At 60.4% G+C, this 12,192-nt stretch carries 13 protein-coding genes; 4 read left to right on the top strand and 9 right to left on the bottom strand.

Going from position 1 to position 12,192, the window contains the following annotated elements; translation table 11 throughout:
• Positions 1–188: 188 nt before the first annotated feature.
• The 8 genes from ACP2AU_RS06775 to urtA form a co-directional block, all read right to left on the bottom strand.
• Entirely contained in the window at positions 189–506 is a 318-nt protein-coding gene (locus tag ACP2AU_RS06775) for an urease subunit beta (RefSeq protein WP_426375359.1), read from the bottom strand.
• Positions 507–516: 10 nt separating this feature from the next.
• On the bottom strand, positions 517–819 hold the full coding sequence (gene ureA / locus ACP2AU_RS06770) for an urease subunit gamma (protein WP_426375358.1): 303 nt from the start codon (positions 817–819) through the stop codon (positions 517–519).
• A gap of 175 nt (positions 820–994) precedes the next feature.
• The gene (locus tag ACP2AU_RS06765) at positions 995–1,891 is read right to left on the bottom strand and encodes an urease accessory protein UreD (RefSeq protein ID WP_426375357.1); all 897 of its coding nucleotides are present in this window, start codon (positions 1,889–1,891) and stop codon (positions 995–997) included.
• On the bottom strand, positions 1,888–2,586 hold the full coding sequence (gene urtE, locus ACP2AU_RS06760; RefSeq protein WP_426375356.1) for an urea ABC transporter ATP-binding subunit UrtE: 699 nt from the start codon (positions 2,584–2,586) through the stop codon (positions 1,888–1,890). Before urtE ends, ACP2AU_RS06765 begins: the two co-directional genes overlap by 4 nt.
• A complete protein-coding gene (gene urtD / locus ACP2AU_RS06755) occupies positions 2,586–3,410 on the bottom strand; it encodes an urea ABC transporter ATP-binding protein UrtD (RefSeq protein WP_014422380.1) in 825 nt (274 codons plus the stop codon). The genes urtE and urtD overlap by 1 nt, the downstream gene beginning before the upstream one ends.
• On the bottom strand, positions 3,407–4,540 hold the full coding sequence (urtC, locus tag ACP2AU_RS06750; protein ID WP_426375354.1) for an urea ABC transporter permease subunit UrtC: 1,134 nt from the start codon (positions 4,538–4,540) through the stop codon (positions 3,407–3,409). Before urtC ends, urtD begins: the two co-directional genes overlap by 4 nt.
• Positions 4,541–4,543: 3 nt before the next feature.
• Positions 4,544–6,148, bottom strand: coding sequence for an urea ABC transporter permease subunit UrtB (gene urtB, locus ACP2AU_RS06745; RefSeq protein ID WP_286816155.1), 1,605 nt, complete (start codon positions 6,146–6,148; stop codon positions 4,544–4,546).
• Positions 6,149–6,227: 79 nt separating this feature from the next.
• The gene (gene urtA / locus ACP2AU_RS06740; protein WP_426375353.1) at positions 6,228–7,541 is read right to left on the bottom strand and encodes an urea ABC transporter substrate-binding protein; all 1,314 of its coding nucleotides are present in this window, start codon (positions 7,539–7,541) and stop codon (positions 6,228–6,230) included.
• 700 nt (positions 7,542–8,241) lie between these two features.
• Here urtA and ACP2AU_RS06735 point away from each other — a divergent pair.
• Positions 8,242–8,517 (top strand): ComEA family DNA-binding protein, encoded by a 276-nt coding sequence (locus ACP2AU_RS06735; RefSeq protein WP_426375352.1) that lies wholly within the window; start codon positions 8,242–8,244, stop codon positions 8,515–8,517.
• Positions 8,518–8,622: 105 nt separating this feature from the next.
• Positions 8,623–9,567 (top strand): DMT family transporter, encoded by a 945-nt coding sequence (locus ACP2AU_RS06730; protein ID WP_426375351.1) that lies wholly within the window; start codon positions 8,623–8,625, stop codon positions 9,565–9,567.
• Between the two features lie 27 nt (positions 9,568–9,594).
• Here the strand turns inward: ACP2AU_RS06730 and gloA are convergent, their stop codons facing one another.
• Positions 9,595–10,143, bottom strand: coding sequence for a lactoylglutathione lyase (gene gloA / locus ACP2AU_RS06725; RefSeq protein WP_426375350.1), 549 nt, complete (start codon positions 10,141–10,143; stop codon positions 9,595–9,597).
• 147 nt (positions 10,144–10,290) lie between these two features.
• On the opposite strand from gloA, the gene ACP2AU_RS06720 reads away from it, so the two are divergent.
• On the top strand, positions 10,291–10,947 hold the full coding sequence (locus ACP2AU_RS06720; RefSeq protein ID WP_426375349.1) for a GntR family transcriptional regulator: 657 nt from the start codon (positions 10,291–10,293) through the stop codon (positions 10,945–10,947).
• Positions 10,948–11,135: 188 nt separating this feature from the next.
• The gene (locus tag ACP2AU_RS06715; protein WP_426375348.1) at positions 11,136–12,152 is read left to right on the top strand and encodes a DUF6160 family protein; all 1,017 of its coding nucleotides are present in this window, start codon (positions 11,136–11,138) and stop codon (positions 12,150–12,152) included.
• Positions 12,153–12,192: the final 40 nt, after the last annotated feature.

The raw sequence follows: 12,192 nt of genomic DNA, 5'->3' as shown, positions 1-12,192 counted from the left end.
AAGGCTTTCCAGGAAACGCTCCTGGCGGCCCCCCTTCGGGGTCCGGCCCGCAATCACAGATTGCGGTCGTTCGGCTGTCGCATGAAGCTGCGCTTCATAAGCGCTCGGCCGAACCCATGTGGCGCTTGTTCTCCGGCATCCATGCCTCCGCACATTCCTGGAAAGCCTTACCCGACCGACCCTCATAGTTATTTCGTGGAGTCCAAAGAGCCCATAACCTCAGCTCGGAAACCGTAAATTTCCCTTTTCCCCGCAAACGGAATCAGCGTCACGGACCGGGTCTGGCCGGGCTCAAACCGAATGGCGGTGCCGGCGGCCACGTCCAGGCGGTAGCCGCGGGCTTTGGTGCGGTCGAAGTCCAGGGCGGGGTTGGCTTCGGCGAAGTGGTAGTGGGAGCCGATTTGCACCGGGCGGTCGCCCGTGTTGGCCACATCCAGCTGGATGCGTTCGCGGCCGGCGCAGAGTTCGATGTCGCCGTCTTTGAGTTGGTATTCACCGGGGGTCATGGCGCGTTCCTCAAACAATCGGGCTGTGGACGGTGACCAGTTTGGTGCCGTCCGGGAAGGTGGCTTCCACCTGGACTTCGTGCACCATGTCAGCCACGCCGTCCATCACGTCCTCGCGGGTGAGGATGTCGGTACCGGCGCTCATGAGTTCTGCCACGGTGCGGCCTTCGCGGGCGCCTTCCATGATTTCGGCGCTGATCAGGGCGATGGCTTCCGGGTAGTTCAGTTTCAGGCCTTTGGCTTTGCGGCGTTCGGCCAGCAGGGCGGCGGTGAACAGCAGCAGTTTGTCTTTGTCTCTGGGGGTGAGTTCCATTACCTTTCTCCGTGTTTGTTCTCTTGTCGCGCCTGGTCCACGCACAGAGTTTGAAGAAGCGAGCGGGTACGTCCCTCCGGGACCGTCGGCAGCATGGATGCTGCCGTCGAGCTTACAGGAACGTATTTACAGCGTGTCCCGGAGGAACGTACCCGCTTGCTTCCGGCTCCCATGGTCAGGTCATCCAGATTCTGGGTGTGTGGGCCGGTACGCCGGCGAGCATTGGGCGCAGCAGGTGCCAGGCTTGCTCACACAGGGCCCAGGCTTCGTTGCGTTCGGTGCCAAGGTAGCGCAAGAGCAACACGCCCCGGCGCCGGGTGACGGCCCAGCGGTTGTGGCCTGGTAACTGCTCTCTCAATACTTCAATGGCGGCGGCTTCGTCATCCAGGCCGACCGCCCAGAGGGTGGCTTGTACGGTGGCGCCGCCCTGGCCCCAGTGGCCGTTGAACCGGCGGTGTTTCGGGTCCAGCAGCTGGCGCTCCAGCCACAGCGGCTGGCCGTCCAGGCTTAAATGAAAACGCTGTTCCAGTTCGCCGGTGGCAAACGGCAGGTCGCTGGCCGGGCGGCCCAGTGCGAGCACTTCCCAGCCCAGGGTTCGGGCGCCGGTTGCCAGTTCAATACTGGCGGTTTGCAAACCCCGGGAGCCGTTGAAGGCGAGGGTTTCCTGGGGCAGGTATTCCAGGATCGCGTCTTTGGCTACCTGCAACCGGGTGTGCTGGCCCCAGGCCACGCCGTGGCTGTCGGCCTTGTACAATTTGGCCGCGGCCGGGGTGGTCAAAAGCGCGTGGCTACCTTCGGCCACGGCGGCTTCGATGCGCAGTTCGTCGCCGCTCACCAGGCCACCCGGGGGATGCAGCAGGTACACATGGCAGCAGCCGGTTTTGCCTTCCGGGTAGAAGGGGCGCTGCACCCGCAGTGGGCCATGGTGACGCCGGCGCACCAGCCGGGTTACCGGCGTGGGTTCGCTCTCGGTACGTGCCTCAAAGCCCAGTTCCAGGGCCGCCGCCCAGCGCCGTTCGGTATCAAAACGGTGGCCGGAGGCATGGCGGTCGATGGCTTGGTAGGCGGTCATACGGTCAGGTGCTGTTTGATGAGTTCATCGGTCAGCCCGGCAATGTCGCCTTCGGCCACGCGCCGGCCCCGGTCGAGGATGGCGAAGCGGTCGGCGTATTTGCGGGCGAACGGCAGTTTCTGTTCCACCAGCAGCACGGTCAGGCCGTCTTCTTTAATCAACCGGCGAATCACCTCGCCAATCTGCGCCACGATGTTGGGCTGGATGCCCTCCCCCGGCTCGTCCAGAATCAGCAATCTCGGCTCAATCACCAGCGCCCGGCCTATGGCCAGCTGTTGCTGCTGGCCACCGGAGAGGTCGCCGCCCCGGCGGTGCTTCATCTCTTCCAGCACCGGGAAGAGTTCGTAGATGCGCTCGGGAATTTTCCGGCTGCCATCGGCCCGCACTGCCAGGCCGGTGCGCAGGTTTTCCTCCACAGTGAGCAGCGGGAAGATCTGCCGGCCCTGGGGCACGTAGCCGATGCCCAGGCGGGAGCGGTCTTCGATTTTCTTTTTCGTGAGTTCCACATCTTGGGCAAATTCGATGGCACCGCTTTTCACGGCTTCCTCGCCCATGATGCATTTCATCAGGGTGGTTTTGCCCACGCCGTTGCGGCCCATCACGCAGGTGCACTGGCCCTGAGGCACGTCCAGTTCCAGGTCCCAGAGGGTGTGGCTTTCGCCGTAGAATTGGTTGAGCTTTTCAATCTTGAGCATCAGGCCTCCTCCCCGAGATACACCTTGATCACGTCCGGGTCGTTGGAGACCTGGTCCATGGTGCCTTCGGCCAGCACGCTGCCCTGGTGCAGCACGGTGACTTTACGGGCGATGGAGCGCACAAAGCCCATGTCGTGCTCCACCACCACCACGGACTGTTTGCCCGCCAGGCTGGTGAGCAACTCGGCGGTGCGCTCCATTTCCTGTTCGGTCATGCCGGCCACGGGTTCGTCCACCAGCAGCAGCCGGGGTTTCTGCATCAGCAGCATTCCGATCTCCAGCCACTGTTTCTGGCCGTGAGAGAGGATGCCGGCGGGCTTGTCGCGCAGCGCCTGCAAACCGATCATTTCCAGGATTTCGTCAATCCGGTCCCGGTATTCCGCGGTCATGATGGCGGTCAGGGTGGGCAGGATGCGTTTGTCGGCGGCCATGGCCAGTTCGAGGTTTTCGAACACGGTCAGGGCCTCGAACACGGTGGGTTTCTGGAACTTGCGGCCAATGCCCAGGGTGGCAATGTCCGGCTCGTTCATGCGCAGCAGGTTGTGGCGGCTGCCGAACCACACCGAGCCGGTATCGGGCCGGGTTTTACCGGTGATGATGTCCATCATGGTGGTTTTACCCGCCCCGTTGGGGCCGATGATGCAGCGCAGCTCGCCGTCGTCGATGGTGAGGTTGAGGTTGTTGATGGCCTTGAAGCCATCGAAGCTCACGCTCACGTCTTCCATGTACAGGATCGGGCCGTGGCGCACGTCAACCGGCGAGGCCACGGGGGTGAGAAATTCAAACACCTGGTCCCGGTTGGCAAGTTGTTCAAAGATGCTCATGCGGTGGCCTCCTGAGCGCCGGGTTGGTCATCGTCCTTCTGGCGGCGTTTCTGCAACAGCCCGGCGATGCCCTTGGGCAGGAACACCGTCACCAGCACGAACAGCGCGCCGAGGGCGAACAGCCAGGCGTCCGGCATGATGCCGGTGAACACGGTCTTGGCGTAGTTCACCAGCAAGGCGCCGATAACCGCGCCATACAGGGTGGCGCGACCACCCAGAGCGACCCACACCACAATCTCGATGGAGAACAGCGGCGAGAATTCGCTGGGGTTGATGATGCCCACTTGCGGCACGTACAGGGCCCCGGCCACACCCGCCAGCATGGCGGAAACCACGAATACGAACAGTTGCACCCGCTCTACCCGGTATCCCAGGAACCGGGTACGAGCTTCGGCGTCGCGGCAGGCCACGCTGACCCGGCCCAGCTTGCTGGCGACAATGGCGCGGCACACCACATAGCCCACCGCCAGCGCGATGCCGGTGGCCAGGAACAGGCCAAGGCGGGTGGCGTCGCTGCGCAGGTCGAAGCCGAGAATGTCTTTGAAGTCGGTCAGGCCGTTGTTACCGCCAAAGCCCATTTCATTGCGGAAGAATGCCAGCATCAGGGCGAAGGTCAGCGCCTGGGTGATGATGGACAAGTACACGCCGGTTACCCGGGAGCGGAAGGCCAGGAAGCCGAACACCAGCGCCAGCAGGCCCGGGGCCAGCAACACCATGATGAAGGCGAACCAGGCCATGTCGAAGCCCTGCCAGTACCAGGGCAGTTCCTGCCAGTTCAGGAACACCATGAAATCGGGCAATACCGGGTCGCCATACACGCCGCGGTCGCCGATCTGGCGCATCAGATACATACCCATGGCATAACCACCAAGGGCAAAAAAGGCGCCGTGGCCCAGGCTGAGAATGCCCAGGTAACCCCACACCAGGTCCACCGCCACGGCCAGCAAGGCATAGCACAGGTATTTACCCAGCAACGTGACGGTGTAGGCGCTGACGTGCAGCGCGCTGTCTTCCGGCATGAACAGATGCAGGAAGGTCACCGCCACCAGGGCGGCGAACAGCACGCCGAGGAAAAGCTGAGTGGAACGCTCCTGGAAAGGCCGGAGCAGCCAGTTACTTGATGACATCATGGCTCAACCCTCGGCAGCACGACCCTTCTGGGGAAAGAGTCCCCGAGGGCGTTTTTGAATGAACAGGATGATCAGCACCAGCACCATGATTTTGGCGAGAACGGCACCCGCCCAGGGTTCCAGCAGCTGGTTGATGGTGCCCAGAGACAGCCCGGCAATGAGGGTGCCCCAGAGATTGCCCACGCCGCCGAACACCACCACCATGAACGAATCGATGATGTAGTTCTGGCCCAGGTTGGGGCCCACGTTGGTGATCTGCGACAGCGCCACACCCGCCAGCCCGGCCACGCCGGAGCCCAGGGCGAAGGTCATGATGTCCACTTTGGTGGCTTTGATGCCCATGGAACGGGCCATGGCGCGGTTCTGGGTCACGGCACGGACTTCCAGGCCCAGGCGGGTTTTGCGCATGATCAGCATCAGCCCGGCGAATACCACCAGAGCAAAGCCAATCACGTACAGGCGGTTGAGGGTGAGCGACAGCGCTTCGTTTACCATGATCGAGCCGCTCATCCACTCAGGCGTGACCACCGTGCGGTTGAGCGGGGAAATCACGGTGCGCACCAGCTGCTGCAGGATCAGGCTGATGCCGAAGGTGGCCAACAGGGTTTCCAGCGGGCGGCCTTTGAGGTACTGAATCACGCTGCGCTCAATGGCGATACCCGCCAGCGCCGCCACAAGGAAGCCGGCCGGGATGGAGAGGATCAGGGCCAGACCGGGCTGGCCGGGGAACAGCTGCTGCATACCCCAGGTGGTGTAGGCACCGAGCATGATCAGCTCACCGTGGGCCATATTGATCACGCCCATCACGCCGAAGGTGATGGCCAGGCCAATGGCGGCCAGTACCAGTACCGAGCCCAGAGACAGGCCAAAGTACAGGGTCTCGGCGGCGCGATTGAGTTTCAGTTTCTGCTCAATGCTGGCCAGGGCCTTTTCGGCCGCCGCCGCCAGCGCGGGGTTATCGCTGTTCACGGCGTTATTCAGGGCCGCGCGGGCTTTCGGGTTCAGGCTGCCAGACAGCACTTCAACCGCGTCCACATGGCCTTGCTGAACCTGATGGATCGCGAGCGCCTGGGTAAGCATGGCCCGTACCTCTTGATGCTCTTCCACTTGCAGGCGGGCCTCAAGCTGGGTCGCCAGCGCAGGATTTACCTCGCCCAGCAAATTGCGGGCGGCGTCGAGGCGCTGGTCCGGGTCGGCCACGGTCAGGTCGATGACCGAGAGAATGCCTTCAATCTCGGCCCGCAGGGCGTTGTTCACCCCCACGCTTTGCAAATCCCGGCGCGACATTTCGCCCAGGGCTTCGCCGGTCATGGCATCGGCAATTTCCCAGTTTCGGCCCCGGTTGTTAACCACGATCACCAGGGCGCCGGTGTCTTCAATCATCGCGAGTTTGCGGTCGCGAACCGCCTCCAGCCAGCCCCGGGCGCGTTCGTCGCCGGTTTCGGAGAGGGCTTTGAGTAATTCGGTTTTTTCAGCTTGCCCGGCTTCTGCGAGCCGTTTCAGCAGCGCTTCGGGCGCATCGCTCTGCGCCTGGGCATTCGCCAGTGTGGCCCCAAGGGCCAGACAGACAGCCAATACCATCCTGGCGAGCAGTCGGTGAATGCTCATGATTCATTCCTGTTGGCGAGGGAATTCGGGAGCGGTGCCGGGCAAGGCGCTGGCCTGCCCGGCTGTGCCCGATTGGAACTTAGTTGGAGGCGACGTCCGCCGAGCCACCGCCGCACTTGCCGGTGACCACGTTGAAGTTGCCGCAGCGCAGGGGCGCTCGCCAGTCACTGATCAGGTCTTTGGAACCCGGCAGGAAGTCAGACCAGGCATCGCCAGCCACGGTAGACGGGGTTTCCCAGACCACGGAGAACTGGCCGTTGTCCTGGATCTCGCCAATCAGCACCGGCTTGGTGATGTGATGGTTCGGCATCATGGTGGCGTAGCCGCCGGTGAGGTTGGGGACGCTCACGCCGATGATGGCGTCTTTCACGGCATCCACCTCGGCGGTGCCGGCTTTCTTCACCGCCTCAACGTACATATTGAAACCAATGTAGTGGGCTTCCATCGGGTCGTTGGTGACGGCAGCATCGTCGCCTTTGTAATCAATCCAGGCATCGATGAAGTCGTAGTTGGCGTCGTTGTCCACGCTCATGAAGTAGTTCCAGGCAGCCAGATGGCCCACCAGCGGCGCGGTGTCGATGCCGGAGAGTTCCTGCTCACCCACGGAGAAGGCCACCACCGGAATGTCGGTGGCAGAAATGCCCTGGTTACCCAGCTCGCGGTAGAAGGGCACGTTGGCGTCGCCGTTAATGGTGGAGACCACGGCGGTCTTCTTGCCGGCGCTACCGAACTTCTTGATGTCAGATACGATGGTCTGCCAGTCGGAATGGCCGAAAGGCGTGTAGTTGATCATGATGTCGCCGGCGGCCACACCCATGTCTTTGAGGTAGGTTTCCAGAATCTTGTTGGTGGTGCGCGGGTACACATAATCGGTGCCTGCCAGCACCCAGCGCTCCACACCCAGCTCGTTCATCAGGTAATCCACCGCCGGAATCGCCTGCTGATTGGGCGCCGCACCGGTATAGAACACGTTTTCGGACGATTCCTCGCCTTCGTACTGGACCGGGTAGAACAGCAGGCCGTTCAGTTCCTCAACCACCGGCAATACCGATTTACGGGAGACAGACGTCCAGTTGCCGAAGATTACGTCGACTTCCTCTTTTTCCAGCAGCTCACGGGCTTTTTCCGCGAACAGCGGCCAGTTGGACGCGGGGTCCACCACCACCGGCTCTAATTGACGGCCAAGCACACCGCCGGCTGCGTTCTGTTTTTCAATCAGCATCAGCATGGTGTCTTTCAGTGCAGTCTCACTGATGGCCATGGTGCCAGACAGTGAGTGCAGAATACCGACCTTGATGGGGTCTTCGGCAGCAAAGGCTGTATTGATGGAACCCAGGGAGACAGACAACGCCAATGCAGAGAGGCCCAGTTTCACGTGTTTCTTGATGCTCATGTTGTGCGTCCTTTTCGTTAGTGTTGAGTCGTCAACGCACTTCCCTGTTAGCACCCGCCGTTCCAACAACCAAAAAACCCATTACATAACAATAGCTTAATAAGTTTAAAACAGTGCAAAATAGACTCCGGCCGGGACCGGCACGGGCTTTCGGGCCTCAATCCGGTGCTTCGCCATGGGTGCCGCCCTTAATTAGTGCAAACCGGCAAAACCGTACTGCACCACAACGCAGCACCCTGATTTTCAGGCAATAAATTGCCCAGCACGCGCATCACAAACGAATGAACCGGCATTCACCGAAATACTCACAGTCGTGTGGGATATCTCGCACAAATCATCTGGGGCATATCCGATTTGCTGAATTCGTAATAAACGTAGAATGGTGAATGTCAGGGATGACAAGCCAGCACGGATGTTGGCGCATGGATGAAAACTCCAGGGATTCGGAGCTGCCCAACGGAACAGGGCAACAAGGACGACTGCAAGGATGAAGTGCTCAGGATGAGGCACGCCTGAAGGATCAGGCAGGGGTCAGCCACGGAAGACAGGGACTACACGGATTGTAGTCCCGCTCCGTGCACTAGTGTTCTCCTCCCCAACCGGCCGGCTTTCCACTGTACCGTTTCGAATCATCAGCAACCTCACTGGGTTGTCGTGCCTGACTGTTCATAACAACGTAATTACAATCAGGAGCTCACCGATGAAGTTCTCTTCTATTCTGGCCACACTCGTTCTGTTCTTCAGCCTGGTCACCGGCACCGCAGCTTTTGCTTCCGAGCAGCCGGCTGTGAACATCAATACCGCCGATGTGGCGACTTTGGCATCGCTCAGCGGCGTAGGCGAAAGCAAAGCTCAGGCGATTGTTGATTACCGCGACGCCAATGGCCCGTTCAAAACCGTGGACGCCCTCTCCAGTGTCAAAGGTATTGGCGCTCGCACCGTAGAGAAGAACGCTGCGCGCATCGCGATAAAATGACCCGCCCAGGGGCAGTACTACTGCCCCGCCCATTCACCTGATGGCGTTGCTGTTGCGCCGCTGTTAACCTGTCGGTTTTGATTCTCTCTGACCCGGCGGTATCTAATGTTTCACGGAGCACTTCTGATTGCCCTGGCGGCCCTGCTGTGGGCTACAACGGGTATCGTGGCCAAGTTTCTGTTCAATGGCACCGAACTGGAGGCTATCACCCTCGCTTTTCTACGCCTGGTGGTCGCCCTGCCCTTTTTCTGGCTGTTGATGCGCCGCGAACAACGGCAACTGGTTCTCGGCAATAGTGGCCGGGCGGTAGCCGCGAGTTCGCTGCGCGCTCTCAACCCCAAGGCACTGCTCACCCTTACCGCTCTGGGCCTGTTTCAGGCCATTTACCAGGGAAGCTATCTGTTGGCCGTGGATCTGACCGGGGCCGGCATTGCCACCCTCATTTCCTTGTGCCTGCCGCCGGTTCTGGTGGCCATTCTGGCGGCCCCACTGCTGGGCGAGAAGCCTGGGCTGCTGACCATGCTGGCGGCTATCGCGGCGATTCTGGGCACGGGTATGCTGGTGGTCAGTGACATGGATACAACCGGGACTCTGCGGCTGGCGGGTATTCTGATGGCGCTGCTGGCTGCGGCGGTGTACACCGGGTTCACCCTCACCAGTCGCTATAACTCAACGGGCACGCCGGTGTTTACTACTGCCTTTATCTGCTTCGGCACGGCCGCGTTACTGCTGTTGCCGGTGGTGGCGCTGAGCGGCGGCTTTGCCGGGCTGGCAACCATGGGGTTCAAACATTGGCTGATGGTGGCCTATATCGGTGTGGTGCCAACCTGTATTGGCTATTTGCTGTTCTTTACCGGAATGAAAACAACGCCAGCCACGGTATCCAGCATTGTTGTTGTGCTGGAACCTTTGTTTATTGCCTTACTGGCTTGGCTGATTCTGGGAGAGGAGCTGGGGGCGATTGGCGTGGCAGGCGCATTTATCCTGACCGTGGCGGTGATTGTCGCCTCGCGCTATGGCAAAGATCCCGGCACCAGCCAGCAGAGCTGAGCACCGGGGCGAAGGACAGCGGGAGGATCAGCTGTCTTTGCGCTGTTTCTCCAGCATATCCGGCTGCAGGATTTCAATCCAGTAGCCGTCCGGGTCCTTGATAAAGGCCAGGCCTTTCATCTTGCCGTCGCCGGGCTTTTTCACAAACTCCACATCCAGCTTTTCAAAGCGATCACAGGCGGCGTATACGTCTGGCACGGCAACGCCGATGTGCCCGAACCCCTGGGGCTCGTCATTGCCATTGTGGTAGGCAAAATCCGGGTCGTCCTCAGTGCCCCAATTGTGGGTAAGCTCAAGCATGGCTTCCCGGCCAAAGGTAAACGTGGTGCGGTGGCCATCGTCATTCGGCACCTGCTGGGCCTGCTTGTCGTCCAGGTAACCCATGAAATAAAGCGTGAACTTCATTTCCGGAAAGTCCAGTTTGCGAACCAACCTCATGCCCATCACTCGGGTGTAGAAATCCATGGAGCGCTCTGGGTCTTTGATGCGCATCATGGTCTGATTGAAGACGTAGCCTTCCGTTTCAGGAACCGGCTCGCTGTAAAGGCCCGGGGCCTGCTCAAAATGCTTGGGCATAGTGGTTTCCTTTCGGTTGAAAGAATTCACACCCTATGTGAGTGCGGAGGGCGCGGATTTCAAGGTGGTGCCCCGCGTTACTGCGGCTGTGCTACACTCCGGACCTCGATTTGTCCAACAACCTTACCGTGAGCCGATCAAGCCCGAATGGACTTCCAGGTACCCAACACGCTGGCAGAGCAGATTGCCAACTTCCTGGCCAAGCGCATCATGACCGGCCAGATCCGCCCCGGGGAGCGCATTCAGGAGGCCACCCTTGCCGGCGAACTGAACGTCAGCCGGGCATCCGTGAAAGAGGCACTCTATACACTGGAGCGTTGGCAGCTGGTGGAGATTACGCCCCGCAAAGGGGCCTCAGCGACACAACTGGATGCAGACTCCGCCGCCGAGCTTTACGATGTGTATATGCACCTGCTGATCCTGCTGGCCACCCGCCTGTGCGAGAGATGGCAAGAGGCAGACAAACGCGCCCTGCTGGAAGCGGTAGACCAGGTCACCACCCTGATCCGACAGCCGGGCACCGATATGGCCCGGGTGGTTGAAGCGAGCTTTGGTGTGATGGACGCCTGCTGCCAGGTGGTAAACAACCCCTACCTCACAGAAGCACTGTCCAATTTTAAACCGGCCGTCAGCCGTGCCTATTACCTCGGTGCAAACCGCTATCGGCCAGCCCTGGCCAGCACCAGTGCATTTTTCACCGGGCTACCCCAGGCGGTGCTCGCCCGTGATCAGGCAACAGTCAGCGAGCTGATTCGCGAATTCGCCAGGCATCAGAAGCAGCTCATACGGCAGGCCCTCAGTTAAGCTCGCCCCCGAGACTGTTCAGTCTGTGACCAGACTCACAGATCGCACCCCGCCCCCGGCTTAAAGTAACAATGTGTAACTTTTAGCCACCGCAGTTCTGGTTGTGTTGTCCCTGCGGCCGATCAGGTCCCCTTCGGGTGGCCTGACTCCACCAATAACAACAAACCGTCGAACACACCGGGGCCAATATGTCACAAGCAAACTCCCAGGCCAGAAAAACCGCCGTCTGCCTCCTCCTGAGTATGGGCATGGTTGCAACACCGGCCGCCATGGCCGAGTTCCAGCCGCTGGATGATTCCACCCTCTCCGACGTCACCGGCCAGGCCGGCGTCACCATTGAGCTGGAAACCAAGCTCAATATCGACCACCTGATCTGGACTGACGAAGGGTCTCTGGGTATCAATGGCCTGCGGTTATCCGGGCAGAACGATACCCTGCTCGACAATATGAAACTGACTGTCGACGTTGCCGGCAACGGCGAAGTGCTCGAACACGGTTTTTCTGAAATTGCCCGCCGTGCAAATGCGGGCCTGCTGGATACCAGTAATGCCGATGTAGCCGATGCGCTGTCGACCTACTCGGTGGCAGGCGGCTTCGGCAAGCAGTTCGACAGCGGCGACCTGGTCATTCACCTGGGGGCTACAGACTATGGCGACCCCACCAACCTGAATGATTATCTGCAAGCGGTGGATTTTGAGCTGGCCATCGACAGCATCACCACTACAGGCAGCGAAGGCAGTGCGAGTCTGTTTTCCAACATCCTTCTACAAGGCTATATCGGCCCGACGGATCTGGTGATCCGGAATAACGCCGGCTCTACCCGCACCCTGGCCAATGGCAATATCGTGTCCGAATCGGAACTTCAACTCGATACCCATTTCGAAATCAGCAACGGTAGCCTGAACTGGGACGCCGCCGATGTGATTCTGTTGTTCAACTTTGCCGCGGTCAGTATTGACGGCCTGCAGATTCATAACCGCCGCGGCGCCGATACCCTCGGGCACTTCGGCATGGCCCACGCCAAAGCCAATCTTTCCCGTGGCACCAGCGCAGCCTCCGGCAAGGAAGGGCTCTCGGTACACGATGTGGAATTCCGGGCCGATATCGATATGCCGGTGTTCCGCATGGGCGGCGCCAGCATTGGTTCGGTTCAGTTCACCGATTTCGCGATCACCAATACCACCATGATGATCTACGGCCACTGACCCGGGCTGGACAAGCACCAAGGTACACGGGGTACACTGC

It is taken from the genome of Marinobacter sp. VGCF2001 (assembly GCF_049943275.1).
Taxonomy (GTDB): Bacteria; Pseudomonadota; Gammaproteobacteria; order Pseudomonadales; family Oleiphilaceae; genus Marinobacter.
This window is presented reverse-complemented; position numbering and strand designations above follow the sequence as displayed.